Origin of the sequence: Bradyrhizobium sp. sBnM-33 (genome assembly GCF_032917945.1) — a bacterium.
Classification (GTDB): Bacteria; Pseudomonadota; Alphaproteobacteria; order Rhizobiales; family Xanthobacteraceae; genus Bradyrhizobium.
Map to the genome: position 1 here is coordinate 5,627,382 of NZ_CP136624.1, position 18,246 is coordinate 5,645,627.

Here is an 18,246-nt window from a genome sequence, read left to right on the forward strand (position 1 = left end):
CCCTTCAGAAACCGAACGCGACGCCGAGCGCGCCGTGCGGCAGCGACACCTGGAACATGCGCTCGAACACGATGTAGAGCGCCAGCGGCGTAGCCGCGGCGATAACAAGCGCGCGCAAGACCGATTGCCGTTTCGGCAACGCCAGGACCGCAAAAATATAGCCCGCCGAGGCGAGATACATTCCAACCATTGGAATGACAGCAACGAAAATCGCGGCCGGAACGAACAACCCCGCCAGGCGGCGCAACTCGGACGGCGTGACGGCTATCCTGATCATTGCAAGGGTGCCGCGCCCCATGGCGCCCTGCCCCATGTTGTAAAGGCTGCCGAGCACGATAATGATGCCGGTAAGGAAAGGAAACGTACCGGCGTCGACGCCGGCGCTCGACCAACCGATGCCGTTGTCGATGCTGGAAGCAATGACAACTACGCCAAAGATTCCGGTCAGCGCCGCGGCGGCTATCTCGAGCGCGCGTCGTGATATCATCGGTCCGGCCCTACTTCACCAGCCAGCCCTGTTCGCCCGCGACCTGCTTCACATGTTCGAGATCCCGCTTGATGAAATCGTCGAACGCAGGGCCGGTGAGGAAAGTATCAACCTGCGAGGTCCTTTCGATGTATTCCTTCCACTCAGGCGTCGCCTGCACCTTCTTCAATAGATCGACGTAGAACGCCGCCTGCTCCGGGCTGACCTTGCCGGGCAGCCACACCGTCCGCGGTTGCTCGTATTGCGATATCGCCAGCCCCTGCTCGACACAGGTCGGCACGTCGCTCCAGCCTTCTGACGCCGTGACCTTCGGCCCCTGCGGCAACCGCTTCGGGCTGAACGCGCAGAGCGGGCGCTGGGTGCTGCCGCGCCATTGCCCAAGGCTCTCGGAGGGGTTGTTGACGTGTGCATCGATATGGCCGCCGGCCAGTTGCACGGCAGCCTCGGCGCCGCTCTTGAAGGGGATGTAGGTGAACTTGACCTTCGCCGCCTTCTCGATCATCCGCGTCAGCACCTCGTCGGTGTCCTTGGACTGTGCGCCGCCCATCTTGAACTCGGTCGCGGCCGCGGCCTTGAGAAAGTCGCCCGCAGTCTTGTAGGGCGCGTCCTGTTTCACCCACAGCAGGAACTCGTCCTGCGCCACTGCGGCGAGCGGAGTGAGATCGGTGTAGTTGAAGGCGACCTTGGAGACGAGCGGTTGTTGCCACGCGTTCGAGGTACCGAAGATCACCTTGTGGGGATCGCCGGCGGATGCCTTGCCGTAGACATAGCCTTCCGCCCCGCTGCCGCCGCCCTTGTTGACGACCACGATCGGCTGGTCGGTCAGTTTGTATTTGGTGACGATGCTCTGGACGGCGCGCGCGAGATTGTCGGTGCCGCCGCCCGGCCCTGCAGTGGCGACGAACTCGATCGGCTTCTGCGGCTGCCAGGCAGCATTGGCCGGAATCGCGCTCGCGAGCATGAAAGCTGCCACGGACAGCAGCAGTTTTGACGTGATCTTCATGATTTCCTCCGGGTAGGCATTTCTTGTTGTCGTTCGTATTTTCGCTTTCTCGTCAGGCGACCTGCTCTTTGCGGCCGGCCGAGGCGGCAACGACCGCACCGTCCCGCTCGAACGCGTCGATCTGCGCCTGATCAAAACCATGTTCGCGCAGCACCTCGCGCGTATGCTCGCCATAAACAGGCGCGCCCGAACGTACCTGCCCGGGCGTCGCCGAGAATTTGACCGGGAGCCCGATCGTCTTCACCGGTCCGAGCGTCGAATGTTCGACCTCAACCACCATCTCGCGCGCGAGCGTCTGCGGATCGCTCAGCGCTTCCAGCATGTCGTGCACGGGGCCGCAGGGCACGCCCTTCTCGTCAAGCGCCGCCAGCCAATGCGCCCGCGTCTGTTTGCGGAAACGCCCGCTCAATTCGGCTTCGAGCTCCTTCAGATTCGCCATGCGGTCGGAGCCGTTGACGAAGCGCGGGTCGGAAGCCAGTTCCAGCGCGCCAAGCGCTTCCAGCATCAACAGCCAGTGCTTCTTGTTGGCGCCGCCTACCACGAGCCAGCCATCGGATGCCTCGAACGCCTGATATGGCGCGTTGAGCGGATGGGCCGAGCCCATGGCGCGCGGCGCCACGTTGCTGGCGAGCGCAATGGTCGACTGCCAATAGGTCTGAACCAGCGCCGCCTCGTAGAGCGATGTCTCCACCCATTGCCCTTCCCCGGTCTTGAGCCGGTGCGAATAGGCCGCAAGGATCCCCATACTGGCGAGGAGTCCGGCCGTGATATCGGATAGCGGCGGGCCGCATTTCACCGGCGGGCCATCCGGCCGTTCGCCCGTGAAACTCATGATGCCGCTCATCGCCTGGGCGACCAGATCGAAGCCGCGGCGATGCTTGTAGGGGCCGGTTCGGCCGAAACCGGAGAGCGAGCAATAGATCAGCGCCGGAAAATCCCTGTGCAGCTCCTCATAGCCGAAGCCGAGTCGCTCCATCGCGCCCGGCGCAAAATTCTCGACCAGCACATCGGCATCCGCGATCAGCCGCCGCAGCACTTGCTTGCCGCCTGTGGTCTTGAGGTCGAGCACAATGCCCCGCTTGTTGCGGTTCATCATCAGGAAGGAGGCCGCCTCGTCGCCGATCTTCGGCGGCACCGAATGTCGGGTATCGTCGCCATTCGGCCATTTCTCGATCTTGATGACGTCAGCGCCCATGTCGGCGAGCATGAGCGTGCAGGTCGGTCCCGCCATCACATGGGTGAGATCGATGACCTTGAGGCCGGCAAGCGGCCCTGAACGCGGCGTCGTGTCGTTTTGAAGGGACATGCGGGCTCCTATTGGCCGCGCCATCGCGGCGCGCGCTTGGTGAGAAACGCGTCGAGCCCTTCACGGAAATCCTGGCTGGTGTAGCACATCAGGATGAGGTCCTCGCCCTCGCGTGTCGGCCGTTGCTGCAGCCGCGCGACTGCCTGCTTGGTCGCGCTCAGCGTCAGCGGCGCGTTGCCGGCAACGAGCCGCGCAATCTCGTCGGCGCGCCTGTCGAGCGCGGCCAGATCATCGACGACTTCGTTAAGCAGGCCCACCGAGGCCGCCTCCTCGGCTTCTACAAGCCGTGCCGTAAAGATCAGATCCTTGACGCGCGCCGGGCCGATCAACGCGGTGATGCGGCTGACATTCGACACCGACAGGCAATTGCCGAGCGTGCGCGCGATCGGAAACCCGATCCGCGTGCTCCGGGTGCCGATGCGGAGGTCACAGCAGGCCGCTATGCCCGCGCCGCCGCCGGTGCAGGCGCCGTTGATGGCGGCAATGGTCGGCACCCGGCATGTTTCGAGAATGCCGAGCACCCGGTCGATGCGGTTCTCGTAGTCGAGCCCGTCCTGCGGCGTCTTGAAGGCCCGGAACTGATTGATGTCGGTGCCCGCGGCAAACGCTTTGTCGCCGGCGCCCCGCAGCAGCAGCACCTTGATCGCATGGTCGCGGTTGGCGCGCTCGCAGATCGCAGCCAGCCGTTCGTACATCGCGAAGGTGAAGGCGTTGCGCGCCTGCGGCCGGTTGAAGGTTATCCGGCCGATACCGTCATCGAGGGCAAACAGGAGGTCATCCTCCCGTACAGTCACGTCCTGATCCATGCCGCCGGGCCCTTTCTTAATCGATTTTAACCAATTCTGAATGCAAAAAGTCCGTTTATCAAGCTGGAACTGGCAAAACTCCGGTGATATAGCCATTTTTGCATTCAAATTGGATCTTTACGGCGATGCTTCATGAAGAAGTCGTAGGCCGTGTCCGCGCCATGTTGCTCGACGGCGAGATCCCGCCGGGCGCGCGGATTCCCGAGCGCGACCTCTGTGAAAAGCTGCAGATCTCGCGCACGCCGCTGCGCGAAGCCCTCAAGGTGCTCGCCGCCGAGGGCCTGGTTCAATTGCTGCCGAACCGCGGCTCGCGCGCGGCCAGGGTGACCGACAAGGACATGCGCGACCTGTTCGAGGTGTGCCAGGGACTCGAAGCGCTGGCCGGCGAGCTCGCCTGCGAGCGCATCACGGATGCCGAGATCGCTGAGGTCGCCGCCGCCCACGCCGCGATGGTGCGGCACTACGGCGATCGCGACCTTCTCCAGTACTACCGCTGCAACCGCACCATCCACGAGGCGATCATCGCGGCAGCCGGCAACCCGGTGCTGTCAGGCCTCTATGAATCCGTCACTGCCCGCATTCGCCGTGCGCGCTATGTCACGCCGATGACGCCACGGCGCTGGGCGCTGGCGGTGCAGGAGCACGAAGCGATCCTCAATGCACTGCAACGCCGCGACGGCGTGGGGCTGTCGCATATCCTGCGCGCGCATCTGCGCCACAAGCGCGAGGAAGTCTTGCAGGCCGGCTTCGCGGAGACCGAGCCGCAAGAAGAGGCTCGCGCATCATAGCAGCGTCAAGCCTGACGCTGATTCGCATCCGAAGCGCCCGTCCGTCTCTACCGGAATTCGGCCGTTGCTACGCCCACGCCGAGACGACTCCGGGTTTTTGCGGAGCGGTTTTTCCAAAACGATAACCACCCGTTCACCATGACGGCGAATCCCGCCGCGCGATCGACCAAATAATTCAACCCTCAAGTTCCCTTATACCTTTGATGCCTAGTCATACCTCCGGGGATGGCTGTCATTGCCGTGCAGTGGGGTATCCCTGCGTAAGAGTAGTAAAGCGTATGAACATCGCACGTGTCGTCGTTCTGACCATCGCATTGAGTGCCGGCGGTGTTGCCGCCTATCTCGCCCGTGGCACCGAAGAGCAATCCCGCCCGGCGGCCGAACCGGTTGCACAGTTGCCGACAGTGGAGATCCTGGTTGCGAAGTCCGACATCGGGCTCGGCCAGCCGGTCAAGCCCGAGGACCTGCAATGGCAGGCCTGGCCGGCCGCGACCGCCGGCAGCAATCTGATCAATCGCGCCAGCCAGGCCGAGGCCATCAAGGAAATCGCCGGCTCGATCGCGCGCAGCCCGTTCTTCGCTGGCGAGCCGATCCGCGAACAGAAACTCGTCAAGGCCAATGGCTCCGGCTTCATGGCAGCCATCCTGCCGACCGGCTTGCGGGCGCTCTCGACCGAGATCTCGCCGGAGACCGGGGCCGGTGGCTTCATCCTGCCCAACGACCGTGTCGACGTCATCCTCTCCAAGCGTGAAAAGAATCCGGACGGCAAGGGGCCCGACATCGTTCAGTCGGAAATCATTCTCTCCAACATCCGCGTGTTGGCGATCGATCAGGCGCCGAAAGAAAAAGAGGGCAGCAACTCCCTCGTCGGCCGCACCGCCACGCTCGAACTGAAGCCCGAGCAGGCCGAGACGCTGGCGCGCGCGCGCCAGAGCGGCTCGCTGTCGCTCGCGCTGCGCAGCATCACCGACGTCAACGCGGCCGAAGGCCGTTCCGAGGAACAGGCTCAAAAACGAAACGAGAGCGTCAACGTGGTTCGCTACGGGGTCGCCAATCAAACGACGGCACAGAAGTGACCGAAAGGACGCCCGATATGAAGTTTGGGGAAAATCAGTCAGCGATGCGAACCGTGGCGGTGCGCACCCTGTTATTGTCGGCCGTTGCCGCGCTGACGCTCGGGCCGCTGCTGCCCGTGGTCGCAGCCGAGTCCGAGAAGGATCCGGTGACGACGTCTGCCATCGGCCCGGTCAAGATGCGCTTCCTGTCGCTGGGCATCGGCAAGTCGGTGGTGGTCGACCTGCCGCGTGACGTAAAGGACGTGCTGGTCGCCGACCCGAAGATCGCCAATGCCGTCATTCGCTCCCCGCAACGCGCCTATATCATCGGCGGCGCCGTCGGCCAGACCAACGTGGTGTTTTTCGACGGCGACGGCCAGCAGATCGCCTCCTACGACATCGCAGTCAAGCGTGATCTCAACGGCGTGCGCGCCGCGCTGCGCCAGTCAATGCCGGGAATTCATATCGAGGGCGTCGGCGACAGCGTGCTGCTGACCGGCACGGTATCGAGCCCGGTCGAAGCCCAGCAGGCCGGCGAGATCGCCGCACGGCTGGTGGGAGGCCCCGAGCGGGTCGTCAACTCGATCGTCGTTCGCGGCCGCGACCAGGTGATGCTGAAGGTCTCCGTCGCAGAAGTCCGGCGGGACATCGTCAAACAGATGGGCATCGATCTCAGCGCCAGCATGAACGTTGGCAACACCATCGTGAGATTCAACAATACCAATCCCTTCACTGCGAACAACGCGGCGCTCGTCCCCGGCAATGGCCTTCTCACGCAATTCGGCTCAGCGCCGTCGGTCCAGGCGGTACTTCGCGCGATGGAAAGTGCCGGCGTTGTGCGCACGCTCGCCGAACCCAATCTGACAGCCATCTCCGGCGAGTCCGCGACCTTTATCTCCGGCGGCGAATTTCCCATTCCGACCGGCGTGACCTGCCAGACATCAACGACTGGTGTCATCGGAGGGTGCGTCCAGACAGTCACCTTCAAGAAGTTTGGCATCTCGCTCAACTTCACGCCGGTCGTACTGTCCGAGGGAAGGATCAGCCTGCGGGTGATGACGGAAGTGTCGGAAGTCTCGACCGAAAACTCGCTGACGGGCGGTGCCGGTGGAACGACGATTCCGTCGATCAAGACGCGGCGTGCCGAGACGACGCTGGAAATCCCATCCGGCGGCTCGATGGCGATGGCCGGCCTGATCCAGGAGCGGACCAAGCAGGCGATCAACGGGATGCCTGGCGTGGACCAAATCCCCATTTTGGGCCAGCTCTTCAGGAGCCAGGACTTCGTCAACAACGAGACCGAACTCATGGTGATTGTGACGCCCGTCATCGTCCGGGCGGTTTCCCAGAAAGAGCTGTCGCGTCCCGACGACGGATTTTCGCCTGCATCCGATTCACAGTCGTCGCTGCTCGCTCGCATCAACCGGACTTACGGCGTTGCCGCCCGCACCGATACGGTCGGGGCCGATCAGGGCAATTTTGGTTTCATCATTGATTGAGATGGAAGCGCTCCATTGATCCGGGACGGGGACAAGAAGATGACGAATAGAACATCGCTGGATCGCCCACGCACGCTGCGCCTCGTCGGCGCCCTCGTCGGCCTTTCAGCTGCGCTTGGAGCCTGCACGCAGACCACGGAGATCGTAACGGCGAGCGTACCTTCCAATGATTACCGCCAGCGTCACCCGATCGCCGTTACAGAAGCCAACCGCTCGATCGTCGTGTTCGTCGGCCAGGCCCGCGGCGGTCTTTCCGCCCCACAGCGCACCGACATCATAGGTCTGGCGCATACCTGGGTTCGCGAAGGAACTGGAGCGATCGTCGCCGACGTGCCGGTCGACACGCCCAATGCACGCGCGGCTGCAGCCTCGTTCCAGGAAATCCGATCGCTGCTGATGGCGGGCGGCGTGCCCTCTCGCGCCATTACGATGCGACACTATCATCCGGACGATCCTCGTACCTTGCCAACGATAAGGCTGAGCTATCCGAAAATTTCGGCGGTGGCCGGTCCTTGCGGCCTGTGGCCGGAAGACCTCGGCCCGAACATCGACAACAGCGGCTACAACGAAAACCGCCAGTACCATAATTTTGGCTGCGCGACCCAGCGCAACCTCGCGGCGATGGTCGACAACCCGGCGGACCTCGTGCAGCCGCGTCCAGAGACGGCCGCCTACACGCCGCGGCGCAGTATCGCCTTTGACAAATATCGCAAGGGCGTTGCGACCGAGACCACCTACCCCGAAGCCGACAAGGCCAAACTCAGCGATACAGGCAAATGATCAGCCGCGTCTTTCATAACTCCCAGGATCAACTGGACGACACGCCGGCGCAGCCCGAGGAATACATCTCGCCGGCGCCTCGTGTATCGGTACAGGCCTTTTGCGCCAGCGTGGCGATCGCAACCGCGGTGCGCGCGGCGAGCGAAGACCGCCGTCTCGGCAAAGCCCATCTTTCGGTTCACATGGGCGGCATTGCCGCCGCCATCGAGGCCTACCACACGGCGCCGACGCCGAACGTCATCTTGCTGGAGACTGAAGCCGGCTGCGATATCCTCGAAGGGCTCGATGAACTCGCGACCGTCTGCGACGCGGGAACGCGCGTCGTCGTGATCGGCAGTGCCAACGATGTCACGCCCTATCGCGAACTGGTGCGGCGCGGCGTCAGCGACTACGTTACCGGACCGATCGAACCCATTGACGTGGTGCGCGCAATATGCGGTCTCTATGCGGCATCCGAGGCCGTGGCCGTCGGCCGCATCGTCGCCGTCGTCGGCGCCAAGGGCGGCGTCGGTGCATCCACCGTCGCACATAACGTGGCCTGGACGATTGCGCGCGATCTTGCGCTCGATTCCGTCGTGATCGATCTCGACCTTGCCTTCGGTACCGCCGGCCTCGATTACAATCAAGATCCGGTTCAGGGCATTGCCAATGCCGTCTTCCAGCAGGAACGGCCGGACTCCGCATTCATGGAGCGTCTGCTGGCGAAATGCACCGACCGCCTCAACCTCTTGGCGGCGCCGGCGACATTGGACCAGGTCTACGATTTCGGCGCCGACGCATTCGACGCGATCTTCGATACGATGCGCATGACGACCCCCTGCATCGTGCTCGACGTTCCTCACCAATGGTCGGCATGGACCAAGCGCACGCTGGTCGGCGCAGACGACATTCTGATCGTCGCCGAGCCCGACCTCGCCAATATGCGCAACACCAAGAACATGCTGAACGTGCTGAAGGCGGCGCGGCCCAATGACCGCCCGCCGCTTTATTGCCTCAACCAGGTCGGCATGCACAAGCGCCCGGAGATATCCACGCGCGAATTCGCCAAGGCGATCGAGAGCCAGCCGATCGCGGCCATTCCGTTCGATTCGAAGATGTTCGGCACCGCCGCCAACAACGGCCAGATGATCGCGCAGATCGCCGCCAAGCATCGCACCACCCAGATGTTCCTGCAGATGGCGCAGCGCCTGACAGGCCATGCCGTGACCAAGCGATCGCGGACCTCGTTCCTGATGCCGCTCATCAAGAAGCTGCAGGGCACCACGGCCCGCAGGGCTTGAGCAAGGCATAACAGCGCAGCGGCGTTGGCCGCTGACGCTGATCGCACTGTCGAGCGAAGTGGATTAAGCCTAGTCTGTGCGTCGGGCCGCGGCGATCGGCATCTTGTCGGCTTCGGCCCGCGCGTTCTCCTTGTCCTTTCGCGCCAGCATCCGCTTCAATTGCGCGACGTTGGCTGCCGCCTCGGCGGGTGGCAGGTCGGCCTTCACGATCTTTTCTGCCTCGGCAAAATGGCCCTGCAGGCCGACCGCCAGTGCAAGATTGGCGCGCACGCGCGGATCGGTCCCGGCCAGGCTGTGGGCGCGACGCAGCGTCTCCTCCGCCCTGGGCAGATCCTTCGAAAGCACATAGGACAGTCCGAGATTGGACAGCACCGACGGATGGTCGGGCACGATTTTCAGCGCGCTCGCATAGTATTGCCGCGCCTCCTCGTATCGGCCGAGTTGATCCAGTGTTGCTCCCTGCGCCGACAGCAGCCGCCAATCGGGATCATCGGGGCTGTGGGCGCGGCCGAGCACGTCGAAGGCCTGCTGGAAATTGCCGTTATCCGCCAGCGCGCGGCCGTAGGCTGCGAGCAGCAGCTTGTTGCCCGGATGGGCGATGGAGGCCTGTTCAAGCACCGCAACCGCCTGCGGCCGCTGCCCCGCCGCGCGAAGCGCCCTACCGTATTTCAGCGCCGCGTCGGCATCCCTGGGATTGGCGCGATAGCGTTCCTGGTGAAGTTGGACCTCGCGGCGCGGATCAGTGGCGCGGCCGGTGTCGGCCTTCTCGTCGATCGAACCGGTAACGTCTGCTAGTCCCGAGGTCTGGCAGCCGCCAAGCCCCATCGCCAGGATCAGGGCCGACGTGCACGCAACAAGCCGCGCGACGCGGGGCGGGTGGGATAACTTCTGGAACATCTAGCGGGACTCACTGCGGCACCTGTCCAGAAGTGTTCACAGCTTAACCCTAAATTCAGGTTAAGCTCGCCCGCCTTTACGGTAGTTGGCGACCTTCGCGGGTCCTCGTGGCCAGCCGCGGCATGGCGCCCTGCCCCGAACCGGCCGTGCCGCCGCTGCTGCGCGGCCTAGTCGAGGAACTGCGCGCCGAGTTCGCAACCGATCCGCCAAGCCAGCTTGCACTGACGCGGCCTTCCCTCCGAAAAGATCACCGTGAATTCGGGAGGAATTTCGGGATATTCGGCGATAATCTTCACGCCGCCATCCGACATATCCGTAATCATGCAGTCGCGCGGCAATCCGCCGGTCGCAAACTGTATTTTCGCAAAGTTTCTGCACGCACGTCGTTCGCTTCTGCGGCGATTCGCTAACATGTCTACCCTGGCCCTGCTGGAGTGATTCACCCGAAGGTGCGCTCAGCTTTACCGAAGAATTGTTGGAATTGACCTAGCGCCACGGCTCGCAATGTAACGGTTACGTTCGAATTCCGTTTACCGAACCCGGAGCCGGCAACACCTTCGAACACCGGCAGGCCACGCTCGAGCTCGCCCGTTTTCGGCGAATTAAAGGGTTGATCGCCCCTCGTTAGGCGATAGCCTGACCCCTCGACTCGATTTGGCGGAAACTGACGCGCATGGGAAGCCTCGTCCTTCTCGACCTGATGGGCGGCGTGGCATTGCTGCTGTGGGGCCTGCACATGGTCCACAGCGGGATCCTGCGCGCGTTCGGGCCGAACCTGCGCCAGTTGCTGGCAAAGGCCCTGAGCAACCGCTTCTCTTCCTTCGCTGCCGGCCTCGGTCTGACCGCGCTGCTGCAAAGCAGCACCGCGACGGCGCTGATCACGAGTTCGTTTACGTCGGACGGGCTCGTCAGCCTGGTGCCTGCGCTCGCCATCATGCTCGGCGCCAATGTCGGCACCACGCTGATCGTGCAGATCCTGTCGTTCAACATCGCCGCCGTCTCGCCCGTGCTATTCCTCATTGGCCTGGTCGCCTTCCGCACCGGGCCGCGCTCGCGCATCAAGGACATCGGCCGCGTATTCATCGGGCTCGGCCTCATGCTGCTGGCGCTGCACATCCTGCTCAATACGCTGGCGCCAGCGGAGAACGCGCCGGGCGTGCGCGTATTCATGAACGCCATCACCGGCGATCCCGTGCTCTGCATCCTGTTCGCTGCGGTCGTGACCTGGCTCGTGCATTCCTCTGTTGCCAGCGTGCTGCTGGTGATGTCGCTGGCCTATGCGCATTTCATCACCCCCTATGCGGCGCTGGCGCTCGTGCTCGGCGCCAATCTCGGCAGCGCCATCAATCCGATCCTCGAGGGCGCGCGCCGCGGCAATCCCGCGAGCTATCGGCTTCCGCTCGGCAACCTCGTCAACCGGTTTGTCGGCGTCCTGCTGGTGGCGCCGTTCCTGCAACCGATCACGGAGCTTCTGATCGCGTGGCAACCGGATGTAGCCAAGGCAACTGCTCTGTTCCACATCGCCTTCAACGTTGCGACCGCAGCTCTCTTCATTGGCCTGCTCGATGTGATGGCGCGCCTGTTAAAGAGGTTGCTGCCCGAGCGCGTCAAGGAGGCCGACCCGAAAGGTCCTCGCTATCTCGACGAGAGCGCACTTGAGACCCCTTCCCTCGCGCTGGCGGATGCCGCCCGCGAGACCCTGCGTATGGGCGATCAGGTCGAGATCATGCTGCGCAAGGTGATGGCGGCGATGATGACCAACGACCGCGCGCTGGTTGACGAAGTCTCGCGGATGGACAACAGCGTCGACAGCCTCGACGAGGCAATCAAGCTCTATGTCACGAAACTCACCCGCGGCAGTCTCGACGAGCGCGAGGGACACCGGGCGATGGAGATCGTCTCCTTCGCCATCAACCTCGAGCATATCGGCGACATCATCGACAAGAATTTGAGCGAACTGGCAACCAAGAAGATCAAGCGCCGCTTTCAGTTCTCGGCCGAGGGTGCCGAGGAGCTTTCGGCTTTCCACAAGCGCACGATGGATTCGCTCCGGATCGCGTTCGGGGTCTTCATGTCGGGTGACCTCAACGAAGCGCGAAAATTGCTGGCCGAGAAGGCCGCGCTGCGCAATGCCGAGCTCGCCGCCACCGAGCGGCACCTCGACCGCGTGCGTGAAGGCCGGCCCGAAACCATCGAGACCACGTCGCTTCATCTCGACGTCTTGCGCGACCTCCGGCGCATTCACTCGCACATCTGCTCGGTCGCCTATCCGTGCTCGATGCCGCCGGCGAACTCGCCGCCTATCGCAGCGCCGAAAGCGAATTGCCCGCATTGCCCACGGTGGCGCCGAGCCGCTGACCGTCAGCGATCGAGCGTCTTCGAGGCGGTGGCACGGTTCTTCACGATCAGCATGATGTTTCTGATGTAGATGATCGTGGCCAGCGACTGGCCGATGATGATCACAGGCTCGCGCTTGGCGATGCCGTAGATCAGCGTCATCATGCCGCCTCCCATCGAGAAGAACCAGAACGCCATCGGCACCACGCTCTGTCCGGCCCGCTCGCTCGAGATCCACTGCACCAGGAAACGCGCGGTGAACAGCAATTGCGCGATCAGCCCGAACGCCAGCCAGAAATCGAACTTGGCGACGAAAACGTCGTAGAGATAGTCGCCGAGCGCCTGGCCGTATTGAATCAGCATCAGCGAACCTCGATCGCAACGGGCGTCGACTTCTTGCGTCGGATCAACCACCACACGCCCGCGAGATCCATAATCCCGATCCATAACCGGTCAAAGAAGCCGTAATTGGACACGCCGGAATGGCGCGGGCGGTCGATCACGTCGACGTAAGCGATGTCGAAACCTTCGCGGCGTACCAGCGCCGGCAGGAACCGGTGCAGCCCGTCGAAATAGGGCATCGAGAGGAACACCTCGCGCGGGAACGCCTTCAGCCCGCAACCGGTGTCGCGGGTACCGTCGCGCAGGATCGCATTGCGCACGCCGTTGGCGATCCGCGACTGCAGTTTCTTGAAGCCGGTGTCCTTGCGCCCGACCCGTTGGCCTGCCGCAAGACCGACGCGGCCGTCGCCGTTTTCAACGGCCGCGATCAGGTCCGGCAGGAACGCCGGATTGTTCTGTCCGTCGCCGTCGAGCGTCGCCACGATGGCGCCGCGGGCGGCCCGCACCCCGCTGCGCACCGCCGCTGATTGCCCGGAAGACGCGGCGTGCTTCAGTTGCCGAAGCTGCGGATACTGTTTCATCATCGCCGCCAGCCGCTCGGCGGTCGCATCCGTCGAACCGTCGTTGACATAGATGATCTCGTAGGCCCAGCGGCTGCCGAGCGCGCTGACGATTTCTGCAATCAGCGGCGCGATGTTATCCGCCTCGTTGCGCACCGGCACAACGATTGAAACGGCGACCGCATCTCTGTCGGCAGGTATCAAATCGGCACTCGTCTGGTTAGTTTGGAAGGACCCGGAACCGGGCGTATCGGGCCGTCTGGCGGCGTCCGCTTTTATGGGGCGGAAGCGCCCCGGGCAACCCTTTTGAGGCGCCCGGACGAGGGCCCGACAAGGGACACGATGCTGCCGTCGCGCTGGATCGCAAATCCGAGCCGGCGGGCCGCAAACCAGTATCGCACGAACATTGCGCCGATGATGCCGACCAGGGCGCCGGCCACGACGTCGCTCGGATGATGGGCCAGCAGCACCAGGCGGGTCGCCGCAATAATTAGCGCGTAGACGGCCATCGCAAGGCGAGCCTTGGGCCAAACGACTGACACGGCGAACGCGAGCGCAAAGGCGGTCGTGGCGTGGCCGGAAGGAAAGCTGTAATAGGCCGGATTGCCTGCGAAGTGCGAAAAGTTGAAAGCATTGGGCTCGCCGCCGACAAATGGCCGTCCGCGCCCGATGCTAAATTTAAGCACTTCGGTGACCAGACTGGATACGGCAACGGCGCAGAATATGAACTGCAGCCGCGTTCCGATACCGAGCAGCAATGAGCGCCTGATGCCATGCAGGGCCGGTGCGGCAATCGCGACCGCGATCAGCAATCCTCCCAGCACCGCCAACACATATTCGTCCTTGCCGAAGTCGGTGAGAATGCGGACCCACCACAGCGAGGGCGTACCGCGCTTTGGCATCTGGGCGATTTCCCACGCGTCGATCGCGTACATCAGCACGATGATCGCGGCGCCGAAACCTGCCGACAGCCACAAGACGTGCCGCGCCGCGCGGCGAGCGGCTTCCGCCCGCCGCGAATGCGACGGCGACCGCACGAGCTGCGCCAATGACAACCACGCCAGCGTGGCGAAACGCGCAAGATAGCTTTTGGGATCGTCGACAGCAGGGCTCGCAGCCATCTTACTCCGTGCCTTCCGAGCGGAAGATGGCGATCGAGATCGCCTTGCCCTGCGAAATGTTATAGCCCTCGATCCGCTTCGCTACATTGTACCGCAGCCCGATCGCTTCAGCGCGCTGCACGAAGGCGCGCTCCGTGCGCGACTCAACCAGCGCGAAGCGGCAACTGCCCTGCCCGAGGAAATCGGCCGCGCCCGATCCGTCGGTCAGCAGCGTGCCGGTGCCGGTCATAAATACGAGGCTCGGCTCGTGAAAGCCCGCAGCAGCCGCCTTTGGCCCGACGCAGACCACGTTGCGAAGCGCCCGCGCGATCTCGGCGCTTGGAAACATGGCAGTCAGCGACGGCATGACAATGCCGTAGATTCCGACCGCCAGAAACATCGCCGCGACCACGGCATTCAACAGCGAGCGCTCGGCGCGGCTGTCCTCGAACATCCACCACGCGATCAGGCCGAAGATCATCGCCGCCGCCAGAAAGGGCCAGGCCGGAAATGCCGGGTAATGCGTCAGCTTGATGGCGCCGATGACCGCGATTACGGATGCCCCGGCCGGAATGACAAACCACCAGGCCGCACCGCGCATCAGCCAGGACCGCGACAGCACGCGGCGCTCCAGCGCGCCGGCGGTGAGAATCGCAATCGCCGGGTAGAGCGGCAGCACGTAATGCGGCAGCTTGGTCAGCACCAGTTCGAACGCGATCCATGACGGAACCAGCCACGCCAAAAGATATTGCGCGCCGGGCTCGCGCCGCGCGCGCCATACCGCTGGCGCCGCCATTCCCGCCAGCGCCGCGCCCGGCCAGAACGTGACCCAGAACAGCAGCAGATAGAGGCCAGGAGGCGCGCCGTGGGATTCCTGCGCGCCGAGCTTGCTTAGCATGTCGCCGCCGAGCGAATTGGAGAAGAAGGCCTCGCCCGCGCGCCAGAAGATCGCAACGAACCATGGCAATACCAGCACCAGCGTCCACATCAGCCCCCAGACCGGGCGCAGCCGCCAAAGCCATGCCGCCGAGCGGTCGAGGATCGCGAGCGCCAGGATGGTAAGCCCGATGAACATCAGGATCAGCGGTCCCTTGAGCAGGATGCCGCCGGCCAGCGCCGTCCAGAAGATCGCCGGCGGGGCCCAGGGCGGACGCGCCGGATCCTCGCCACGCTGCCAGGACAGATACACCCGCGCCATTGCCCCCATCGCAGCGACAACGGTCAACAGCAGCATCGCATCCGTTTTGGCTAGCCTTGCTTCGGCGCCGAGCAGGACGGAACTACACATCATCAGTGCTGCCAGCGCGGCCCCGCGCCGCGTAACAAAGGCGAGCGCCGCCCAGTAGGTCAGGAGAACCGCGCCGATCGCCCCGATCAGGGAGGGAATCCGGTAAAGCCAGATGCGCAATTGCGCGCGCGGCAGGCCGAGCGATGAGGCGGTTTCGACCACGGTCGCCTGTAGCCAATAGATGCCGACCGGCTTCTTGTAGCGGACGTCGTCCTGGAAGCGGATGTCGACGAAATCGCCGCTTTCGACCATCTGCTTGGTCGCCTGCGCAAAGCGCGCCTCGTCGCGGTCGATCGGTGGAATGTTGAAAAATCCGGGCAGGAAAAGCGCGATGCCGCAGAGCACCAGGAACACGACGGCGCGAAAATGGTTCGCGGTGGCGAAGTCGAACACAACGGCCAACCTGCGGCCGGAATGCGCAGGTTTTACAGGCTGTTGGCCCGCTCCAAAGCGTGGGGGGTGCAAGGTTTCCACCATGCTGTTCGCATACGATGAAACCGCACTGCAAACAACACCGCAAAACCCCTAAGTCGCGGTCAACAGAGCGTTTTTCCTTACTGTACCCGGATGACCACGGTATCGGCCGCGCCGGTCGCATCTATCACCGTCAGCCGTGCAAACCCCGGTCCCGGCGGGTCGACCAGGCGCTGGCGCCGACTATCGATCTCGCCGACCGAGGCGCCGTTCATCATGACGGTGAGCGGCAGCACGCCGCCGGCAACCCTGACCGGCATCGCGGCGGCCTGCCCACCGCCCGAACGGTCAACGTCGATGCGCGAGCCGTTCAGGGGAAACTGGATACGCGGCGCAGAATCGCTGCCGGTCCGGATCAGTTCGCCGACGGGACGGAAGCGCCGCAGCGGTAGTGGAAGTTTGGCGTTGCTGGCGATCAGCACCCCCTTCGGCGGTTTCGGCAGCGCCGCCGGGATTTTTCCGGTGCGCGCAAAGGCGTCGAACAGGATCGGCGCGGCGGCGGTGCGGCCGACCAGGCCCGGCACCGGCGCACCGTCGGGACGCCCGACCCACACGCCGATGGTAATGCGGCCGTCGAAGCCGACCGACCACGCATCGCGATAGCCGTAGCTGGTGCCGGTCTTGAACGCGATTCTGTTGTGCACGCCGTTCTCCGGCGGCGGTGTTCCGAGCAGCACGTTGCCGACCTGCCAAGCGGCGAACTGGTCCATCAGCCGCAGCGGCTCGCGCTCATCTTGATCGAGCATGACCTCGCGCAACGGCCGCGCCGCGCCCAGCCGCGCCAATCCGGCATAGAGCTGCGCCAGATCCTGCAAGGTGACGCCGACGCCGCCAAGACCCATCGCCAGGCCCGGCGTCTCGTCCTTCGGCAGCACGAGATTGCCGCCGGCCTGCTTCAGTCGCGACGACAGCCGGCTGGAGCCGACGCGCTCGAGCAACGCGATTGCCGGCACGTTCAGCGACAGTTGCAGCGCCTTGCGCACTGGCACCGTGCCCTGAAACGTCATGTCAAAATTTTCCGGCGCGTAGGAGCCGAAGCGGATCGGACGGTCGTCGATCAGGCTCTCGGGATGCACAAATCCATCCTCGAAAGCGAGGCCGTAGATGAACGGCTTCAGCGTCGATCCCGGCGAGCGCACCGCGCGTGTCATATCGACCTGCCCGGCGCGGCGCTCGTCGAAATAATCCGATGAGCCGACGCGGGCTAGCACGTCGCCCGTTTCATTGTCGACCGCGATGATGGCAACCGAAATGTTCGGACCCTGCGCCACGGCACGGTCGCGCGCCAAGGCTTCCAGCGTTTTCTGCAAGCCGGAATCCAGCGTGAGCTTGATCAGCGGCGCATCTTTCACCGTCGCCATTGCAGCATCGGAGGAATGCGGCGCCAGGATCGGCCTCGGCTTGCGCAGCCGCGGCACCGCCGCCGCCTTGGCCTGCGCCGCATCCTCTTGCGACACCACGCCGTCCTCGACCATCCGTGCCAGCACGCGGTCCCGCGCGGCGTGGGCGGATTCCGGATAGCGGTCGAGCCGGCGGCGTTCCGGCGATTGCGGCAGCGCGACCAGCAGTGCGGCTTCCGCGAGCGAAAGCCGCTTCGGCTCCTTGCCGAAATAGGCGATGGAAGCGGCGCGGACGCCTTCGAGATTGCCGCCGAACGGCGCCAGCGCCAGATAGAGATCGAGAATTTCGTCCTTGCTGAGTTGCCGCTCGAGCTGGACCGCGCGCACCATCTGGCGCAACTTTGCATACACCGAGCGCTCGCGCCGCGGCTCCATCAGCCGCGCCAGTTGCATCGTAATCGTCGAGCCGCCGGAAACGATGTCGCCGTGCGTGACGAGCTGCAGCGCTGCGCGCCCCAGCGCCAAGGGATCGACGCCGCCATGCGACCAGAACCGGCGGTCTTCATACGCGAGTAGCACCTTCAGATATCCGGGATCGACCGCGGTCTTTGCATCGACCGTCAGCCGCCAGCGACCGTCAGCCATTGCATAGGCGCGCAACAGCTTGCCGTTGCGGTCGACGATGGTGGTGGAGGCTTTGCGCGCCTCTTCCAGCGGCAACGGCCCGAGTGAGAAGACCCAGGCGGTGAATGCGGTAGTGGTTACGATGAGGATGAAGGCGAGACTCACCACGATCCGAAAAAAGCGGCGACGTCCAATGCCTCCGTTTTGGCCGGGCTTGTCCCGGCCATCCACGTCTTTGCTTCGCTCGCTCAAGGAAGACGTGGATGCCCGGGACGTCTGC

At 64.1% G+C, this 18,246-nt stretch carries 16 protein-coding genes and 1 pseudogene; 6 read left to right on the forward strand and 11 right to left on the reverse strand.

Features of this window, described 5'->3' with window-relative positions; all coding sequences use genetic code 11:
- Positions 1 to 4: 4 nt before the first annotated feature.
- Genes RX328_RS26285 through RX328_RS26300 form a run of 4 tightly spaced genes read right to left on the reverse strand, consistent with a single transcriptional unit; the run spans position 5 to position 3,602 of the window.
- On the reverse strand, positions 5 to 487 hold the full coding sequence (locus RX328_RS26285; protein ID WP_213247190.1) for a tripartite tricarboxylate transporter TctB family protein: 483 nt from the start codon (positions 485 to 487) through the stop codon (positions 5 to 7).
- 10 nt (positions 488 to 497) lie between these two features.
- Positions 498 to 1,490 (reverse strand): Bug family tripartite tricarboxylate transporter substrate binding protein, encoded by a 993-nt coding sequence (locus RX328_RS26290; protein ID WP_213247192.1) that lies wholly within the window; start codon positions 1,488 to 1,490, stop codon positions 498 to 500.
- Positions 1,491 to 1,542: 52 nt separating this feature from the next.
- Complete coding sequence (locus tag RX328_RS26295) at positions 1,543 to 2,796, reverse strand: CaiB/BaiF CoA transferase family protein (RefSeq protein WP_213247194.1); 1,254 nt, start codon at positions 2,794 to 2,796, stop codon at positions 1,543 to 1,545.
- Between the two features lie 8 nt (positions 2,797 to 2,804).
- A complete protein-coding gene (locus RX328_RS26300) occupies positions 2,805 to 3,602 on the reverse strand; it encodes an enoyl-CoA hydratase/isomerase family protein (protein WP_213247195.1) in 798 nt (265 codons plus the stop codon).
- Between the two features lie 161 nt (positions 3,603 to 3,763).
- Between RX328_RS26300 and RX328_RS26305 the strand changes: the two genes are divergently transcribed.
- The 5 genes from RX328_RS26305 (at position 3,764) to RX328_RS26325 (ending at position 9,004) form a co-directional block, all read left to right on the forward strand.
- Positions 3,764 to 4,390 (forward strand): GntR family transcriptional regulator, encoded by a 627-nt coding sequence (locus RX328_RS26305; protein WP_317258509.1) that lies wholly within the window; start codon positions 3,764 to 3,766, stop codon positions 4,388 to 4,390.
- 278 nt (positions 4,391 to 4,668) lie between these two features.
- Entirely contained in the window at positions 4,669 to 5,466 is a 798-nt protein-coding gene (cpaB, locus tag RX328_RS26310) for a Flp pilus assembly protein CpaB (RefSeq protein ID WP_213247197.1), read from the forward strand.
- Positions 5,467 to 5,483: 17 nt separating this feature from the next.
- A complete protein-coding gene (locus RX328_RS26315; protein ID WP_249726073.1) occupies positions 5,484 to 6,944 on the forward strand; it encodes a type II and III secretion system protein family protein in 1,461 nt (486 codons plus the stop codon).
- A 39-nt stretch (positions 6,945 to 6,983) separates the two neighbouring features.
- Positions 6,984 to 7,724: a CpaD family pilus assembly protein gene (locus RX328_RS26320; RefSeq protein WP_213247198.1), complete on the forward strand. Its 741-nt coding sequence runs from the start codon at positions 6,984 to 6,986 to the stop codon at positions 7,722 to 7,724.
- Positions 7,721 to 9,004: a CpaE family protein gene (locus RX328_RS26325; protein ID WP_213247199.1), complete on the forward strand. Its 1,284-nt coding sequence runs from the start codon at positions 7,721 to 7,723 to the stop codon at positions 9,002 to 9,004. Before RX328_RS26320 ends, RX328_RS26325 begins: the two co-directional genes overlap by 4 nt.
- 69 nt (positions 9,005 to 9,073) lie before the next feature.
- Here RX328_RS26325 and RX328_RS26330 read toward each other — a convergent pair whose 3' ends face one another.
- A complete protein-coding gene (locus RX328_RS26330; protein ID WP_213247200.1) occupies positions 9,074 to 9,901 on the reverse strand; it encodes a tetratricopeptide repeat protein in 828 nt (275 codons plus the stop codon).
- A 167-nt stretch (positions 9,902 to 10,068) separates the two neighbouring features.
- Positions 10,069 to 10,314, reverse strand: coding sequence for a PilZ domain-containing protein (locus RX328_RS26335; RefSeq protein ID WP_028346170.1), 246 nt, complete (start codon positions 10,312 to 10,314; stop codon positions 10,069 to 10,071).
- Between the two features lie 260 nt (positions 10,315 to 10,574).
- Here RX328_RS26335 and RX328_RS26340 point away from each other — a divergent pair.
- Positions 10,575 to 12,259, forward strand: a pseudogene (locus RX328_RS26340) (Na/Pi cotransporter family protein).
- A gap of 3 nt (positions 12,260 to 12,262) precedes the next feature.
- On the opposite strand, the gene RX328_RS26345 reads toward RX328_RS26340, so the two are convergent.
- From RX328_RS26345 to pbpC, 5 genes are all read right to left on the reverse strand, one after another.
- Complete coding sequence (locus tag RX328_RS26345) at positions 12,263 to 12,601, reverse strand: lipid-A-disaccharide synthase N-terminal domain-containing protein (RefSeq protein ID WP_213247201.1); 339 nt, start codon at positions 12,599 to 12,601, stop codon at positions 12,263 to 12,265.
- A complete protein-coding gene (locus RX328_RS26350; protein ID WP_213247744.1) occupies positions 12,601 to 13,341 on the reverse strand; it encodes a glycosyltransferase family 2 protein in 741 nt (246 codons plus the stop codon). Before RX328_RS26350 ends, RX328_RS26345 begins: the two co-directional genes overlap by 1 nt.
- Positions 13,342 to 13,415: 74 nt before the next feature.
- Entirely contained in the window at positions 13,416 to 14,261 is an 846-nt protein-coding gene (locus RX328_RS26355; protein WP_213247202.1) for a phosphatase PAP2 family protein, read from the reverse strand.
- A gap of 1 nt (position 14,262) precedes the next feature.
- Positions 14,263 to 16,005, reverse strand: a complete 1,743-nt coding sequence (locus tag RX328_RS26360) for an ArnT family glycosyltransferase (RefSeq protein ID WP_213247203.1) — start codon at positions 16,003 to 16,005, stop codon at positions 14,263 to 14,265.
- Between the two features lie 77 nt (positions 16,006 to 16,082).
- Positions 16,083 to 18,197 carry a penicillin-binding protein 1C gene (pbpC, locus tag RX328_RS26365; protein ID WP_312017945.1) on the reverse strand — a complete coding sequence of 705 codons (2,115 nt, stop codon included), beginning with the start codon at positions 18,195 to 18,197 and terminating at the stop codon, positions 16,083 to 16,085.
- Between the last annotated feature and the right edge of the window lie 49 nt (positions 18,198 to 18,246).

Coding starts and splice junctions, on each gene's coding strand:
- RX328_RS26285 (WP_213247190.1), bottom strand. CDS start 487: ATGATATCACGACGCGCGCTCGAGATAGCCGCCGCGGCGCTGACCGGA.
- RX328_RS26290 (WP_213247192.1), bottom strand. CDS start 1,490: ATGAAGATCACGTCAAAACTGCTGCTGTCCGTGGCAGCTTTCATGCTC.
- RX328_RS26295 (WP_213247194.1), bottom strand. CDS start 2,796: ATGTCCCTTCAAAACGACACGACGCCGCGTTCAGGGCCGCTTGCCGGC.
- RX328_RS26300 (WP_213247195.1), bottom strand. CDS start 3,602: ATGGATCAGGACGTGACTGTACGGGAGGATGACCTCCTGTTTGCCCTC.
- RX328_RS26305 (WP_317258509.1), top strand. CDS start 3,764: ATGTTGCTCGACGGCGAGATCCCGCCGGGCGCGCGGATTCCCGAGCGC.
- cpaB (WP_213247197.1), top strand. CDS start 4,669: ATGAACATCGCACGTGTCGTCGTTCTGACCATCGCATTGAGTGCCGGC.
- RX328_RS26315 (WP_249726073.1), top strand. CDS start 5,484: ATGAAGTTTGGGGAAAATCAGTCAGCGATGCGAACCGTGGCGGTGCGC.
- RX328_RS26320 (WP_213247198.1), top strand. CDS start 6,984: ATGACGAATAGAACATCGCTGGATCGCCCACGCACGCTGCGCCTCGTC.
- RX328_RS26325 (WP_213247199.1), top strand. CDS start 7,721: ATGATCAGCCGCGTCTTTCATAACTCCCAGGATCAACTGGACGACACG.
- RX328_RS26330 (WP_213247200.1), bottom strand. CDS start 9,901: ATGTTCCAGAAGTTATCCCACCCGCCCCGCGTCGCGCGGCTTGTTGCG.
- RX328_RS26335 (WP_028346170.1), bottom strand. CDS start 10,314: ATGTTAGCGAATCGCCGCAGAAGCGAACGACGTGCGTGCAGAAACTTT.
- RX328_RS26345 (WP_213247201.1), bottom strand. CDS start 12,601: ATGCTGATTCAATACGGCCAGGCGCTCGGCGACTATCTCTACGACGTT.
- RX328_RS26355 (WP_213247202.1), bottom strand. CDS start 14,261: ATGGCTGCGAGCCCTGCTGTCGACGATCCCAAAAGCTATCTTGCGCGT.
- RX328_RS26360 (WP_213247203.1), bottom strand. CDS start 16,005: ATGGTGGAAACCTTGCACCCCCCACGCTTTGGAGCGGGCCAACAGCCT.